Annotated in this window: 12 protein-coding genes; 7 read left to right on the top strand and 5 right to left on the bottom strand. The window is 71.3% G+C overall.

Translation table 11 applies throughout. The features are described 5' to 3' along the window. The first annotated feature begins 45 nt into the window (after positions 1-45). Entirely contained in the window at positions 46-228 is a 183-nt protein-coding gene (locus ABZ848_RS22375) for a ribbon-helix-helix protein, CopG family (protein WP_360834379.1), read from the top strand. 9 nt (positions 229-237) lie between these two features. Here ABZ848_RS22375 and ABZ848_RS22370 read toward each other — a convergent pair whose 3' ends face one another. After that, the gene (locus tag ABZ848_RS22370; RefSeq protein WP_360834377.1) at positions 238-1,632 is read right to left on the bottom strand and encodes an NCS2 family permease; all 1,395 of its coding nucleotides are present in this window, start codon (positions 1,630-1,632) and stop codon (positions 238-240) included. Between the two features lie 112 nt (positions 1,633-1,744). On the opposite strand from ABZ848_RS22370, the gene ABZ848_RS22365 reads away from it, so the two are divergent. Continuing rightward, entirely contained in the window at positions 1,745-2,011 is a 267-nt protein-coding gene (locus tag ABZ848_RS22365; RefSeq protein WP_360834375.1) for a DUF2530 domain-containing protein, read from the top strand. A 95-nt stretch (positions 2,012-2,106) separates the two neighbouring features. Next, a complete protein-coding gene (locus tag ABZ848_RS22360) occupies positions 2,107-4,500 on the top strand; it encodes an HAD-IC family P-type ATPase (RefSeq protein ID WP_360834373.1) in 2,394 nt (797 codons plus the stop codon). Positions 4,501-4,506: 6 nt separating this feature from the next. Here the strand turns inward: ABZ848_RS22360 and ABZ848_RS22355 are convergent, their stop codons facing one another. From ABZ848_RS22355 to ABZ848_RS22340, 4 genes are all read right to left on the bottom strand, one after another. Then, the gene (locus tag ABZ848_RS22355; RefSeq protein WP_360834371.1) at positions 4,507-5,379 is read right to left on the bottom strand and encodes a hypothetical protein; all 873 of its coding nucleotides are present in this window, start codon (positions 5,377-5,379) and stop codon (positions 4,507-4,509) included. Positions 5,380-5,569: 190 nt separating this feature from the next. Further along, positions 5,570-6,490, bottom strand: a complete 921-nt coding sequence (locus tag ABZ848_RS22350; protein ID WP_360834369.1) for a hypothetical protein — start codon at positions 6,488-6,490, stop codon at positions 5,570-5,572. Positions 6,491-6,634: 144 nt separating this feature from the next. Then, positions 6,635-9,781, bottom strand: coding sequence for a molecular chaperone Hsp90 (locus ABZ848_RS22345; RefSeq protein WP_360834367.1), 3,147 nt, complete (start codon positions 9,779-9,781; stop codon positions 6,635-6,637). A gap of 83 nt (positions 9,782-9,864) precedes the next feature. Continuing rightward, positions 9,865-10,791, bottom strand: a complete 927-nt coding sequence (locus ABZ848_RS22340; RefSeq protein WP_360834365.1) for a DUF3027 domain-containing protein — start codon at positions 10,789-10,791, stop codon at positions 9,865-9,867. A gap of 312 nt (positions 10,792-11,103) precedes the next feature. Here ABZ848_RS22340 and ABZ848_RS22335 point away from each other — a divergent pair, with 312 nt between their 5' ends. The 4 genes from ABZ848_RS22335 (at position 11,104) to ABZ848_RS22320 (ending at position 14,686) form a co-directional block, all read left to right on the top strand. Next, positions 11,104-12,528, top strand: coding sequence for an MFS transporter (locus tag ABZ848_RS22335; protein WP_360834363.1), 1,425 nt, complete (start codon positions 11,104-11,106; stop codon positions 12,526-12,528). A gap of 61 nt (positions 12,529-12,589) precedes the next feature. Next, positions 12,590-13,102, top strand: a complete 513-nt coding sequence (locus ABZ848_RS22330; RefSeq protein WP_360834361.1) for a DUF2771 domain-containing protein — start codon at positions 12,590-12,592, stop codon at positions 13,100-13,102. Further along, a complete protein-coding gene (locus ABZ848_RS22325) occupies positions 13,072-13,845 on the top strand; it encodes a futalosine hydrolase (protein ID WP_360834359.1) in 774 nt (257 codons plus the stop codon). The genes ABZ848_RS22330 and ABZ848_RS22325 overlap by 31 nt, the downstream gene beginning before the upstream one ends. Beyond that, positions 13,835-14,686 (top strand): 1,4-dihydroxy-6-naphthoate synthase, encoded by an 852-nt coding sequence (locus ABZ848_RS22320; RefSeq protein WP_360834357.1) that lies wholly within the window; start codon positions 13,835-13,837, stop codon positions 14,684-14,686. The genes ABZ848_RS22325 and ABZ848_RS22320 overlap by 11 nt, the downstream gene beginning before the upstream one ends. Positions 14,687-14,692 lie beyond the last annotated feature (6 nt).

Genomic DNA, 14,692 nt, shown 5'->3' with positions numbered 1-14,692 from the left:
CGGAAAGTGAACATCACCGGAACCCGGCCAGCGACCCTCGACTGCATGGGGACCGAAGTGCTCAGCCTGCGGATAGACGGGGAGCTGCTCGCCCGGCTCCGGGACCACGCCTCGAAAAGGGGAATGAGCGTCCAGGACTACGTGGTCCGGACGCTCATTCGAGACGACTTCGACGAGCGGTTCCAGACCGCCGTCGAGGAGACGGAGAAGTTCTACGGGGTGACCTGACCGGTCAGGTCAGGTCAGACCCAGCGCCGGCATCAGGTAGTAGAAGCCGAACACCGCCGCGACGACGTACATCGGCACCGGGATCTCCCGGCCCCGTCCGGCGGCCAGGCGCAGCACCACGAAGGTGATGAAGCCCATGCCGATGCCGTTGGTGATCGAGTAGGTGAAGGGCATCATCACCATGGTGATGAAGGCGGGGACGGCGATCGTGTAGTCCGCCCAGTCGATCTCCTTGACCGAGTTGGACAGGATCAGGAAGCCGACCGCGAGCAGCGCCGGGGTGGCCGCCTGGGACGGGACCATGGTGGCGACGGGGGTCAGGAACAGCGCGATCGCGAAGAGTCCGCCGGTGACGACGTTCGCCAATCCGGTACGGGCCCCCTCGCCGACGCCGGCCGTGGACTCCACGAAGGCGGTGGTGGCCGAGGAGGAGCTGGCGCCGCCGGCCGCGACCGCGAGGCCGTCCACGAACAGGACCTTGTTGATGCCGGGCATCTCGCCCTTGGCGTTGGTCAGCTTGGCCTCGTCGGAGACGCCCATGATCGTGCCCATCGCGTCGAAGAAGCACGACAGCAGGACCGTGAAGACGAAGAGGATGCCGGTCAGCACGCCGACCTTGTCGAAGCCGCCGAAGAGGCTGACCTTGCCGATCAGGCCGAAGTCGGGGGTGGCGACGGGGTTGCCGGGCCACTTCGGGGTGGTCAGGCCCCAGGAGGGCACCTTGGCGACCGCGTCGATGATCACCGCGAGGACGGTCATGGTGACGATCGAGATCAGGATCGCGCCGGAGACCTTGCGGACGATGAGCGCGAGGGTGAGCAGCGCGCCGAGGATGAAGACGAGGACCGGCCAGCCGTTGAGGTGACCGTCGGCGCCGAGCTGGAGCGGGACGGTGGTCTGGGCGGCGTCCGGGATGCGGGAGACGAAGCCGGAGTCGACGAGCCCGATCAGCATGATGAACAGGCCGATACCGATGGAGATCGCCTTGCGCAGGCCGAAGGGGACGGCGTTCATGACGCGCTCGCGCAGGCCGGTGGCGACCAGGAGCATCACGATGAAACCGGCGAGGACGACCATGCCCATCGCGTCCGGCCAGGACATCCGGGGGGCGAGCTGGAGCGCGACGACCGAGTTCACGCCGAGGCCGGCGGCGAGGGCGATCGGGACGTTGCCGACGACGCCCATCAGGAGGGTGGTGAAGGCGGCCGTGACGGCGGTCGCCGTGACCAGCTGGCCGTTGTCCAGGTGGTGCCCGTACATGTCCTTCGCGCTGCCGAGGATGATCGGGTTCAGCACGATGATGTAGGCCATCGCGAAGAAGGTGGCGAACCCGCCCCGGATCTCGCGGGGCAGGGTGCTGCCCCGCTCGGAGATCTTGAAATAGCGGTCAAGGGCGGTGTGCATTGGACGTTCCTACGAGCAGAAGTGGACAGGCGCAAACGGTTTCAGTATGAACATATGAGATCGCCGGTGACCATCTCCGCGCGTAGATGTGATCGCCTCGTAAGCTGTCCCCATGGCGAAGTGGACACCGCAGCACGAGGCGCCGGAGCCCCTGGAGGGCCCCGTGGTCGCCACCATCACCGGCGGCACGATCCTGTGGTTCGTCCTCTTCCTGGTGCAGTTGCCCTTCTACGGCTGGTACGACGACCACGGGCACCTGTGGTGGCTGTGGACGTGCCTCGCCGGCGGCGTGCTCGGGCTGTACGGCATCTACTTCGTCCGGCGGCGCGACGCGGCGATCAAGCGGGCGGCGGCCCTGGAGGCCGACTCGGCCGAATAGGCCGTACTACCGCCGTACGAGTCTGCTCCTCCCCAGGTCGGATCTTCCGCCCACTCGGCGGGTGAAGCCGCAAATCCGCACGTACCGTCGGATGCATGACGCACATCGACGCGGGCGCCGAGCTCGACCCTGTGCACCCTGTGACCGCCACCGTGACAGCGCGCGGACTGACCGCGGCCGAGGTGGCCGAGCGGGTGACCCGGGGGCAGGTCAACGACGTTCCCCTGCGCAGCAGCCGGTCGATGGCGGAGATCGTCCGGGCCAACGTCTTCACCCGGTTCAACGCGATCATCGGTGTGCTCTGGCTGATCATGCTGTTCGTCGCGCCGTTCCAGGACAGCCTGTTCGGGTACGTGATCATCGCCAACACCGGCATCGGGATCATCCAGGAGTGGCGGGCGAAAAAGACCCTCGACTCCCTGGCCGTGATCGGGGAGGCGAAGCCGACGGTACGGCGGGACGGGGTCGCCGCCCAGGTCAGCACCTCGGAGATCGTGCTGGACGACCTCATCGAGATCGGGCCCGGTGACAAGGCCGTGGTCGACGGGGTGTGCGTCGAGGCCGACGGCCTGGAGATCGACGAGTCGCTGCTCACCGGCGAGGCCGACCCGGTGGTCAAGCGGCCCGGGGACCAGGTGATGTCGGGCAGCTTCGTGGTGGCCGGCGGCGGCGCGTTCCAGGCGACCAGGGTGGGCCGGGAGGCGTACGCCGCCCAACTGGCCGAGGAGGCCTCGCGCTTCACCCTCGTCCACTCCGAGCTGCGCACCGGTATCTCCACGATCCTCAAGTACGTGACGTGGATGATGATCCCGACCGCGATCGGCCTGGTCATCAGCCAACTCTTCGTCAAGGAGCACGGCTTCAAGGACTCGGTCGCGCGGACGGTCGGCGGGATCGTGCCGATGGTCCCGGAGGGGCTGGTGCTCCTCACCTCCGTCGCCTTCGCGATAGGCGTCATCCGGCTTGGCCGAAAACAGTGCCTCGTCCAGGAGCTCCCCGCCATCGAGGGCCTCGCCCGCATCGACACCGTCTGCCTCGACAAGACCGGCACCCTCACCGAGGGCGGCATGGACGTCACCGAGCTGCGGCCGCTGCAGGGCGCCGACGAGTCGTACGTGCGCAAGGTGCTCGGCGCCCTCGGCGAGTCCGACCCGCGCCCGAACGCCTCCCTCCAGGCGATCATCGACGCCTACCCGGACGTCGAGGACTGGCGCTGCACCGAGTCGCTGCCCTTCTCCTCCGCCCGCAAGTACAGCGGCGCCACCTTCAGCGAGGGCAACGGCGAGTCCAGTACGTGGCTGCTGGGCGCGCCGGACGTGCTGCTGGGCGACGGCGACCCGGCCCTCGCGGAGACCTCACGCCTCAACGAGCAGGGGCTGCGGGTGCTGCTGCTGGCCCGCGCCGGCCGCGACCTGGACGATCCCGAGCCGGCGCGGGAGGCCCGGCCGACCGCTCTCGTCGTACTCGAACAACGGCTGCGTCCCGACGCGGCCGACACCCTGCGCTACTTCGCCGAGCAGGACGTCAGGGCCAAGGTCATCTCCGGGGACAACGCGGTCTCGGTGGGCGCGGTGGCCGCGAAGCTGGGGCTGAGCGGCAGCACGGTCGACGCTCGCCAACTTCCCTCCGAGCAGGAGGAGATGGCGAAGTCGCTCGACGAGGGCACGGTGTTCGGGCGGGTCACCCCGCAGCAGAAGCGGGACATGGTCGGGGCGTTGCAGTCCCGCGGGCACACGGTCGCGATGACCGGGGACGGGGTGAACGACGTACTGGCCCTGAAGGACGCGGACATCGGGGTCTCGATGGGCTCGGGGTCCGAGGCCACGCGGGCGGTCGCGCAGATCGTGCTGCTCAACAACAGCTTCGCGACGCTGCCGGACGTGGTCGCCGAGGGGCGCCGGGTCATCGGGAACATCACGCGGGTGGCGACGCTGTTCCTGGTGAAGACGGTGTACTCGGTGCTGCTGGCGGTGCTGGTGGTGTGCTGGCAGGTGGAATACCCGTTCCTGCCACGGCACTTGACGCTGCTGTCCACCCTGACGATCGGCGTCCCGGCCTTCTTCCTCGCCCTCGCGCCCAACAAGGAACGGGCGCAACCCCACTTCGTGCGGCGGGTGATGCGGTACTCGATCCCGGGCGGGGTGGTGGCCGCGGTCGCGACCTTCGTGACGTATCTGATCGCCCGTCACTACTACGTCGGCGAGGGCTCGTTGGACGCGGAGACCAGCGCCGCGACGCTCACGCTCTTCCTGATCTCGATGTGGGTGCTGGCGATCATCGCCCGCCCCTACACCTGGTGGCGGATCGCGCTGGTGGCCTCGATGGGCGTGGCGTTCCTGTTCGTGCTCTTCGTCCCGTGGCTCCAGCACTTCTTCGCGCTGAAGCTGGTCGGGGTCACGATGCCGTGGGTCGCGGTGGGCATCGCGGCGGTGGCGGCGGCCGCCCTGGAACTGCTCTGGAAGTGGGTCGACCGCCGTTTCCCTGCCTAGCCCCGCTTACTGCACGTCGACGTAGTCACCCGTGGCGCTGACCGCCGGGGTCGTCGTGGTGCCCGCGAAGGAGAAGCGGTAGTAGCCGTCGACCGTGGCCTTGGTCGTCGTCTTCAGGCCACCCGTCGAGTTGGAGTAGATGCCCTTGAGGGTGGTGTAGGTGGTGGAGCCCTTCTTGCGGAACTGGAGCTTCACCGGCTGGCTGGTGTAGCCGTGGTACTTGTTGTCCTCCCAGTTGGCGCGCGTGAGCGTGCCGGTGACAGTGATGGTCTTGCCCTTCTTCACCGGCTCCGGCGCGGCGTTCACCGTCAGCTTGGAGAAGCGCTGGACGAGGGTGGTGCCGAGGGACCCCTGCAGGGAGTAGTCACCGGTGCTGTACTGCAGCGCGAGCGCGCCGGCCGACCACTTGCCCGCGTCGGAGTTGACCAGGTCGCCCTCGCCCGGGTAGATGTCGATCTTGCCCGTGCAGCTGGCGGTGGTGTCGGAGGTGGCCGTGCAGGTCGCGGGCTGCTCGCCGCCGAGCATGTTCGTCGGGGCGCTGATCGAGCCCTTGTAGATGACCGGACCGCTGTCGAAGTCGTCCGACGTGAGGTCGTAGTTCGCACCGTGGGTCAGCGTGTAGGTGACCGTGGTGGAGTAGTGGCCGCTGACGCCGACCTTGATCGCCTGGGCGATCTTCAGGTCCGAGAAGGTGACGCCGAGGTCCGCGGCGGCGGCGTCGGCCGTGCTGAACGTGGTCCTGCCCGAGTGCGCGGCGAGGATCTTCGCGGCCTCCGCCTGGTACGAGGACGACGAGTCCGCTGCCTGCGCGGCCGGCAGGGCGAAGGCGGAGATGGCCAGGGCGCCGGAGACGGCGGCCACAGTGGCACGTATGCGCATGTGTTCCCCAAGTGGAGAAAGTGATCGTGGAGCCTGTTGGCTCACGGGATCAGATCCGTGACGCATGTGGGGAGTTGTACGGGGAACGGGGATTTTTACCGTGGATTGCGAAGCCCTTGCCATCCACGGAGAAACGGCGGCCTCCGGGGTCCCCGTCCGGAAGCCGCCGTCACTCGCAGGTGTTCGCCGCTTACTTCACGTCGACGTAGTCACCCGTGGCGCTGACCGCCGGGGTGGTCGAGGTGCCTGCGAAGGAGAAGCGGTAGTAGCCGTCGACCGTGGCCTTGGTCGTCGTCTTCAGGGTGCCGGTGGAGCTCGTCTTGATGGTCTTCAGCGTGGTGTAGGTGCTGGAGCTCTTCTTGCGGAACTGCAGCTTCACCGACTGGTTCGCGTAGCCCGCGTACTTGGTGGTCTCCCAGTTGGCGCGGGAGAGCTTGCCGGTGACCGTGATGGTCTTGCCCTTCTTGACGGGCTCCGGCGCGGCGTTGACGGTCAGCTTGGACAGACGCTGCAGGTTGTAGGCGGCGACCTTGTCCTTGACGGCGACGCCGACCTTGCTCAGGTCCAGGTCCGGGTCGTCCGGGAGCTGGTCGTTCCAGGCGACGGCGAAGGCGGCGGCCTTCCAGGCGCCCGCGTCCTCGTTCAGCAGGGTGAACGGGTCGACCGCGACGGTGGCGGTGCAGGTCGCGACGGTGTCCGAGGTGTCGGTGCACTTCGCCACGTCGCTGTCGATCCACCACTCCTCGTCGTCGAAGGAGGCGCCGCGGTAGAGCTCGACGGCGGAGACGAAGTCGTCCGCGTGGATGTTGACCTCGACGCCGTGGGTCAGCGTGAAGGAGACCGGCACCTTCACGACGTTGGTGGTGCCCACGACGATGTTCTTGCCCTTGTTGACCTTCACGTTGGAGAAGGTGGCGTTCAGGGCGTACGGCGTGCCGGTGACGTCCGCGGTGCTGAACGCGGTCTTGCCGGCGGCGGAGTGGGCGGCCTCGTTGGAGGCGGCGACACCCGCGGGGGCCTTCGGGCCGTCGGCGGCGAGGGCCGACGGCGCAACGAGGGCGGACAGGGCCAGGGCGCCGGTGACGGCGGCCACGGTGGTGCGCATACGCATGTGATCCCCGTAAGGAAGTGACCAGTGAGCCTGTTGGCTCACGTGATCAGATCCGCGACGGAGGGGAATGGTTGTACGGGGGTAAAGAATTTGTGCGAGAAATCTTGAGATCAAGGACCACCCTGTGAAGGGCGGTCCTTCCGGTCAGTCGAACCAGCGGTCCCGCGCGAGTTCCTCGGTCCGCGAGGGATCCTCCAGCAGCGCCGCCACCTCGAACCGCCGCGGCCACTGCCCGGCAGCCCAGGCGAGCCCCGCGGCGACCCCCTCCAGGGTGGCCGCGTGCAGCACGCCGTCGCCGGTCAGCCGCCAGTCCAACTCCACGCCGTCCACGAAGAGTTCCTCGTGCTCCACGTACGTGGCGGGGGTCCGCGGGCCCAGCAGCACCCGTACCGAATCCGGTACGTCGTGCTCGGCGCCCTCGGAGTCCACCTCGCCGGTCACCGACTCGCTCAGCCGCCGCACCTGGAACAGCTCCGCCAGCTCGGCCGCGCGCGCCGGCCGCACCGGCAGCAGCGGCACGCCCTCGGTGAAGGGCAGCAGGTCCGGCGAGTCGACGACCACGGCGTCCGCCGCGTCCACGACCTCGACCCGCCCGTCCACGACGGCCCGCAACTCGTCGGGCAGGGTGACCTGTTCGGGGTCCAGGTCGGCCAACGCCCCGTAGAGGGCGTGCAGTTGGGCTCCGCTCACCGGCCGCTCGGGGTCGGCGAGCCGGTCCAGCAGCTCGGCGGCCCCGCCCGGCTCGTCGAGGAGTGCCGCGACCGAGGTCCGCACGCCCAGCGCCTTCAGCACCTGCTCGTCGTCGAACCCGGTCGCGTCGGCCTCGTCGTACAGGCCGCGCAGCAGCGGGTCGCCGCCGGCGGCCAGCAGACCGGCGGGCCGCCGCCCGTCGATCACCGGGTGCCCGCGCAGCCACCATGCGGTGTAGGGCCGTACGACTTCGTGGGTGCCGTCGGGCAGCAGGATCCGGACCGGCTGGGTGAGCGCGTCCCGGAGCGGCGGCTGGGCGAGCAGCGCGAGGGCCTGCGGCCACTTGTCGTCGTCGACGAGGTCCAGATCCCGTACGGCGATCAGCTCGGTGGCGACGGGCGGTACGGGCGTGTCGGGGAAGCGGTCGAGGACGTCCTCGCTCCACACGTCCACGGCGTCGAGCAGCCCGGCGTCGTCCGGTTCCGCGAAGTCCCCTTCCCGGGGCTCCAGTTCGTCCGGGTCGAGGACGACGTCGGTGGCCCGGACGAGGGCGAAGTTGGCGAGGACACCGCAGGCGGCGAGCGGCTGCTCGCCCCACTTGTCGGCCAACTCGGCGTCGACGGTTGCGAGTTCGCCCTCGCGCATCACGTTGTGGAAGGGGCTGCCGGGGAGGACGAGTTCACCGGCGGGCGCCAGTTCGCCGTCCTCGTCGGGGAGGGCGAGGGCGCCGAGCCACGGCTCGTCGCCGGGCTCCAGGCCCGCGTCCCGTACGAGCGCGAGGACGGTGTCGGCCAACTCCTCGGCGTCCGGGGCCTCCTGCTCCCAGTCCAGCCCGCCCTCGTCGTCGAGCGAGGCGGCGACGGCGGCCCGGACCTGCGGGGTGGTGAGGACCGCGCGCGGGGTGGCGGGCAGCGCGCCGAGCTTCTCCAGGAGCGGATGGGCCGCGTCCGGGTGGGCGACCTTGAGCCCGAGCCGAGTGAGCACGTCCGGGTCGATACGGGCCGCGTCCGCGGTGGGGAGCAGCACCTGCCGGGGCCCGATGGTGGTCCGCCCGTCGGCCATCGGCACGGGCAGCCCGGAGAGCCGGTCCGGATCGACCCCGGCGAGGCTGTCGTAGAGCCGCCGCCACCAGCCGGGCTCCTTCTCGAGCCCCGCGAGCCGGTCGACGGCGTCGGTGAGGGGGACGCGGGCGACACCCAGGGTCCGCAGCTCGGCCCGGCGTTCGAGCCCGGCGGGCAGGAGGGTGGGCAGCACTTCGGCGAGCACCCGGACGGTGTCGACCCCGGCGCCTTCGACGATCTCGGCGTCTCGGGGGCGCAGGGACTCGGGAAGTACGACGTCGAGGTCGCCCTCGCCCTCGTGGCCGACGGTGGGCTCGGCCGCCGGGGGCAGGAACTCCGTCCGCGGGAGGCGCTCCAGGATCGCCGCTCGTAGCGCGCCGTCCAGTTCGCCCTTGCCCAGGGGCCCGGGCACCAGCCCGATGATCCCCTCCCCCACCGGGCGCCAGGCGCCGAGGAGTTCGGTGTACGCGTCCGCCGCGCGCTGGACGAGGAAGTCGGTCAGCGGGCCCGGGGCCGCGTGGCGGCGGGTGGTGTCCAGGGGGAAGGACGCGATGAGCAGGGCCGGTACGCCGAGGGGCTCGTCGCTCGGGGTCGGGGCGTGGACCACCGGGCTGGTGGCGGGGCGGGCGGGGCTGCCGTCGGCGTCGGCCGGTACGGCCCAGGTCACGGACCAGTGCGGGCGGAGGCGTTCCTCGACCGGGCGGTCCGCGAGGAGGTCCGGGGTGAGCGGGCCGTGCGCTGCGACGGTGCGCCAGCGGGTCGTGCCGGTGCGGGAGTCCTCCACGACCGTGAAGGGGCCGTCGGTGCTGCGGCGCAGGGTGCGCACGGTGTCGGTCTCGACCACGACCTCCTCCAGGCCCGGCAGGGCGAGGAGCAGCGCGTCGTCCACGGCGTCGAGGAGCCGCTCGGCGAGGTCGGTGGCGGCGGTGTCGCGCAGGGGAAGGATGACGACGGTGTCGTACGTGTCCGGGGCGGAGCCCTCGGCCGCGAACGGCAGCCGCAGCAGCGGCACATGACCGTCCCGCCGCCGGATCTCGTCGCCGAGCCCGGGGCTGTGCCGCGCGGTGTCCGCGGCGAGTTCCCGCGCCTCGGCGAGGGACCACCGCACACCGCCGTGCCGGCCGACGACCGCGGGTTCGTCGGTCACGGCGAGCACGGCCGCGAACCCGACGCCGAACCGCCCGACAGCCCCGTCCCGGTCCCCGGTGTCCCGCTTGGCGGAGGCCCGCAGCGTGGCGAGCGACTCGGCACCGGCCGCGTCCAGCGGGGCACCGGTGTTGGCGGCGACGAGGACGCCGTCGCGGAGGGTGAGCCGGAGCCGCCCCGGCACGCCGGCCCTGGCGGCGGCGTCCGCGGCGTTCTGCGCGAGTTCGACGACGAGCCGGTCCCGGTACCCGCCGAGGACCAGATCCTCCTCGGCGTTGGCGTCCTCACGGAAACGGGCGGGGCTGGTGGCCCAGGCATCCAGCACACCACGCCTGAGACGGGCGGTCCCGAAGGGATCCGCACCTTCGGCTGCGGGCCGCACGAACTTGCTCACGTTCACTCTCCTCATCGGCGTGAGCACGAAGGTACCGCCGCGCGCGGGAGGAGAGCGCCAGGGGCCGCCCTCCGGACCGGGGGCTACGAGTGGCCCAGCTCCGCCGCGTCCTCGTCCGCCACCGCCGGCACCGAGCCCGAGTCCGCGGACGGGCGCAGCGGGAAGGGGTCGACCTTGGTCTCGTCGATCACCGGCGGGGCCGGGACCGGCGGCTTCGGCATGACCGCGGCCTCGGAGTGGCCGCCGCAGCCGTACGACAGGGACACCACCCGGCCGTCCGCCGGGGAGAACTCGTTGGCGCAGACACCGAAGGCCTGGCCGAGGGAGCCGCCGATCGGCTGGAGGAAGCCGCAGCTGACGCAGGTCGCGGGGGCCGCCTGGGCCATGGGGGTCTTCGCGCCGTACGCCTCGTCCCAGCGGTCCGCGGCGACGTGCAGGCCGTAACGGGACAGGACGCGGGCACGGCGCATGCCCAGTTCCTCGGCGACCGAGGTGATGGAGCCGCGGGCGGGGGCGACCGGGAGGTTCGCGGGGGTGCCGGCCGTGACCTCCGCGTCCTCCGCCTCCACCAGCTCCGCCATCTCCTCGGAGACCGGCGAGGACGGGACCGGCTCGTCGTCGCCGGAGTAGCCCGGCTCCAGGCGCAGGTCCTCGGCGTCGGTGGGCAGGAGGTCGCCGGGGCCCATGTCGCCCGGGCGCAGGCGCTCGCTCCACGGAACCCACTCGGGCGCGAGGAGGGCGTCCGGGCCGGGCAGCAGGACGACCTCGTCGAGGGTGACGATCTTGGCGCGGGAGGCGCGGGCCACCGTGACCGCCCAGCGCCAGCCGCGGTACCCGAGCTCCTTGCACTCGAAGAAGTGGGTGACGACACGGTCGCCCTCGGAGGTGAGGCCGGCGTGCTCGCCGACCACGCCGGGCGCGGCGGCCTCCTCGGCTGCGGCGCGGGCGAGGTCGACGGCCTCGGCACACAGGCGGTCGGTGGTGCGGCTTCGCGTTGTCGCTGCGCTCACAGGTATCGCTTCTCTCCTACGCCGTCACTCGGGTGCGCCGGCCTGAAGGCGGTGGGCCTGGACGGAGCGGACCAGGGGGCCGCGTCGACGTCCGTGCCCGATCGCGCTCGGGCGCACCTCATGCATCCATTCTGCGGGATGTCCGAGAGGCGCGCGGCCGAGAACGTTCGCCACGACGCGCTACGCACGCTACCTTCTCGCGACCCTCCGGCCTACACCGACGTGATGGTTCATAGCCCCATGGGCGCTTCATACGCGTTCATACGCGCGGTAACCGCACTACACACAGCTTTCTCGGGGCACTATGACGGAGTGGCAGCCGCAAGGACGCCCCAAGGAGCCACCGGGGTCGGTGGGATCAAGGGCAGCAGTCGTGGTGGCGGTTCGGGCCGGTTCGGCGGGTCCGTCCGCGCCGTCGGGCGTGCCCTGCACTTCCCGGTGACGGGCACGGCCCGCGGGATCCGCAAGGCCACGCACGCGCACGGAGCCGGCGAGTCCGGTCTCGGCAAGCTGATCGAGCTGCACGGGGTGAACGGCGCGGGCGACGTGATGATCACCGTCGCGCTCGCCTCCACCGTCTTCTTCGCGGTGCCGACGGACGAGGCGCGCGGCCGCGTCGCCCTCTACCTCGCCATCACCATGGCCCCGTTCACCGTCCTCGCCCCGGTGATCGGCCCGCTCCTGGACCGCCTGCCGCACGGCCGCCGCGCCGCGATGGCCGGTTCCATGCTGGCCCGCGCCATGCTCGCGCTGATCCTCTCCGGCGCGGTCGCCGGCGGCAGCCTGGAGCTGTATCCGGCCGCGCTCGGCGTACTGGTCGCCTCGAAGGCGTACGGCGTGGTCAGAAGCGCCGTCGTGCCACGCCTGCTGCCGCCCCGCTTCTCCCTCGTGAAGGCCAACTCGCGGGTCACCCTCGGCGGTCTCCTCGCCACCGGAGTCGCCGCGCCGATCGGGGCGGGCCTGCAGGCGATCGGCCCGCGCTGGCCGCTGTACGGCGCCTTCGTGATCTACATCGCCGGTACGTTCCTGTCCTTCACGCTGCCGCCGAAGGTCGACTCGGCCAAGGACGAGGACGTGGCGCTCCTCGCGGCCGACGAGGAGCACCTGCACGGCCCGCACCTCAAGCCGGTCAAACGCCCGGGCCTCAGGACCGTCGGCATCGGCGTCACGCACGCCCTCGGCGCGAACGCCGCCCTGCGCTGGCTGTCCGGCTTCCTCACCTTCTTCCTCGCCTTCCTGCTGCGCGAGCACCCGCTGACCGGCGAGAGCGCGGCCGTCTCGCTGGGCCTGGTGGCCGTCTCGGCGGGCGCGGGCAACGCGCTCGGCACGGCGGTCGGGGCGTGGCTGCGGCAGCGGGCGCCGGAGATCATCATCGTGACCGTCCTCGCGGTGGTGCTGGGCGCGGCGATCGTCGCCGCGATCTTCTTCGGCGCGTTCCTGGTGGCGTGTCTCACCGCGACGACCGGCTTCTGCCTGGCGCTGGCCAAGCTGTCCCTGGACGCGCTGATCCAGCGGGACGTGCCGGAACTGGTCCGCACCTCGGCCTTCGCCCGCTCCGAGACCATGCTGCAGATGGCCTGGGTGCTGGGCGGCGCGATCGGCATCGTGATGCCGCTGAACGGCACGGCGGGGCTGTGCCTGGCCGCCGCCGTCCTCGCCCTCGGCCTGGTCCTGACGACCCGGGGCCTGCTCAGCTCCGCCCGGCGCGGGGGCCCGGCGAAGCCCCGCGTGGCGTAACACACAGCCACGCCGCACCCCACGTAAGGAGCGCGTCAGGCGCGCCCTATAGCCTTCGGCCATGACCTCGATGCCACGCGGCGGAGCCGCAAGTGTCTACGCCGTTGTGCGACGCCGCCGCGCCGTCGCCGTCGCCGGCGCCGTTTCCGCCGGACTGCTCGTCCTCTCGGCCTGCGACAAGCCGACGCCCCGCTCGACGATCACGGTCGGCCGCTCCTCCGTCAGCGAGGAGGCCACGTGCGGTGGCGAGGGCAAGAACCTGCAGACCGCGGAACTCACGACGTGCCTGAAGGACAAGGGCATCCAGTCCATCAAGGTCGACCCCGACGACACGGTCCGCTTCGGCGTCGACCCGGACATCGCCGACAAGCGGTGGACGATCCTGATGAACGGTCAGCCGCTCACCGAGGACAGCGACAAGACGTACCGCACCATCCCGGGCAGCGTCTTCTTCAACCAGCAGTACGGCGCCACCGGCAACTCGACCCTGGTCTCCATCAAGGCGGGCGACGGCAAGAAGAGCGGCACGGGTGTGACGGGCCTGTGGTCGTTCAAGCTGCTGAAGGACGACTGATCGCAGCCGCTGGGCTTCGCCTGCTTGTGGCCACCGCGGTCCCCGTGGAGAGGGACGCGGTGGCAAAGGCGTTCGCGGGCACACCCCGTGAGCTGCGAATTCCGGGCACGGTGCTACGGCAACTGCCGCTCGGGCACGCCGAATCGCCGGCGGTGATCGACCTCGCCGCCGTAGGCGTGGGCCCGGCCCTCGCGGCCGCCGCCACCTCCGCCGCCCTCACGGCCGCCGCCCTCGAAGGCACCCCGTACGACCTGGTCGTCTCGGCCGGGATCGCCGGTGGCTTCCAGCCCGAGGCGCCCGTCGGCTCCCTCGTCGTCGCCGACGAGATCACCGTGGCCGACCTGGGGGCCGACACGGCCGACGGGTTCCTCCCGGTCACCGAACTCGGCTTCGGAACCGTCACCCACCGTCCCCCGGAATCACTCGTACGAGACCTCGTGCGCGCCACGGGCGCCCGCGCCGGAGCCGTACTCACCGTCTCCACGGTGACCGGCACCGCCGAGCGCGCCGCCGAGCTGCGCGCCCGCCACCCGCGTGCCCTCGCCGAGGCCATGGAGGGCTTCGGCGTCGCCGAGGCCGCCGCGGCCCACGGCGTCCCCGTGCTGGAGATCCGCGCCGTCTCCAACCCCGTCGGCCCGCGCGACCGCGCCGCCTGGCGCATCGGCGACGCGCTCGCGGCCCTGACCGAGGGGTTCGGGAAGCTCGCGCCCGTCCTGGAGAGTTGGAAAGAGCATGACCTCTGAGCGCCCCTTGCAGATCGCGTACTCCCCCTGCCCGAACGACACCTTCGTCTTCGACGCCCTCGCCCACGGCCGCGTCCCCGGCGCGCCCGCGCTCGACGTGACCTTCGCGGACATCGACATCACCAACGGCATGGCCGAGCGCGGCGAGTTCGACGTGCTGAAGGTGTCGTACGCCGTGCTGCCGTACGTCCTCGACGAGTACGCGCTGCTGCCGTGCGGCGGGGCGCTGGGGCGGGGGTGCGGGCCGCTGGTGCTGACGCGGGAGGCGGGGGCCGACCTGACCGGCCGTACCGTCGCCGTGCCGAGCGAGAAGTCGACGGCGTACCTGCTGTTCCGGCTGTGGGCGGCGGACGTGGTTCCGGGTGGGGTCGGGGAGATCGTCGTCCTTCCCTTCCACGAGATCATGCCGGCCGTGCGGGACGGGAAGGTCGACGCGGGGCTGGTGATCCACGAGGCGCGGTTCACGTACCAGAACTACGGGCTGCACAAGCTCGCGGACATGGGCGAGCACTGGGAGGGGACGACGGGGCTGCCGATCCCGCTGGGCGCGATCATCGCGAAGCGGGCGCTGGGAGTGGAGGCGCTGACGGGGCTGGCCGCCGCGATCCGGGCGTCCGTACGCGCCGCGTGGGACGACCCCGAGGTCTCCCGGCCGTACGTCATGGAGCACGCCCAGGAGATGGATCCGGCCGTCGCCGACCAGCACATCGGGCTGTACGTCAACGAGTTCACGGCCGACCTCGGTGAGGACGGTTATGCGGCGGTAAGGGGACTCCTCACGCGAGCGGCAGCCGAAGGTCTCGTACCCGCTCTCGGGCCGAACGCCCTCGACTTCCCCTGAACCCTG

This window comes from Streptomyces sp. NPDC047081, assembly GCF_040643775.1.
Taxonomy (GTDB): domain Bacteria; phylum Actinomycetota; class Actinomycetes; order Streptomycetales; family Streptomycetaceae; genus Streptomyces.
The sequence above is the reverse complement of the archived record's forward strand: the minus strand, read 5'-3'. Positions and strand labels throughout refer to the sequence as shown.

Excerpts from the sequence above, each read along its gene's own strand:
- ABZ848_RS22350 (WP_360834369.1), bottom strand. The coding sequence starts at position 6,490 with ATGCGTATGCGCACCACCGTGGCCGCCGTCACCGGCGCCCTGGCCCTG.
- ABZ848_RS22365 (WP_360834375.1), top strand. The coding sequence starts at position 1,745 with ATGGCGAAGTGGACACCGCAGCACGAGGCGCCGGAGCCCCTGGAGGGC.
- ABZ848_RS22370 (WP_360834377.1), bottom strand. The coding sequence starts at position 1,632 with ATGCACACCGCCCTTGACCGCTATTTCAAGATCTCCGAGCGGGGCAGC.
- ABZ848_RS22355 (WP_360834371.1), bottom strand. The coding sequence starts at position 5,379 with ATGCGCATACGTGCCACTGTGGCCGCCGTCTCCGGCGCCCTGGCCATC.
- ABZ848_RS22320 (WP_360834357.1), top strand. The coding sequence starts at position 13,835 with ATGACCTCTGAGCGCCCCTTGCAGATCGCGTACTCCCCCTGCCCGAAC.
- ABZ848_RS22330 (WP_360834361.1), top strand. The coding sequence starts at position 12,590 with ATGACCTCGATGCCACGCGGCGGAGCCGCAAGTGTCTACGCCGTTGTG.
- ABZ848_RS22360 (WP_360834373.1), top strand. The coding sequence starts at position 2,107 with ATGACGCACATCGACGCGGGCGCCGAGCTCGACCCTGTGCACCCTGTG.
- ABZ848_RS22375 (WP_360834379.1), top strand. The coding sequence starts at position 46 with ATGGGGACCGAAGTGCTCAGCCTGCGGATAGACGGGGAGCTGCTCGCC.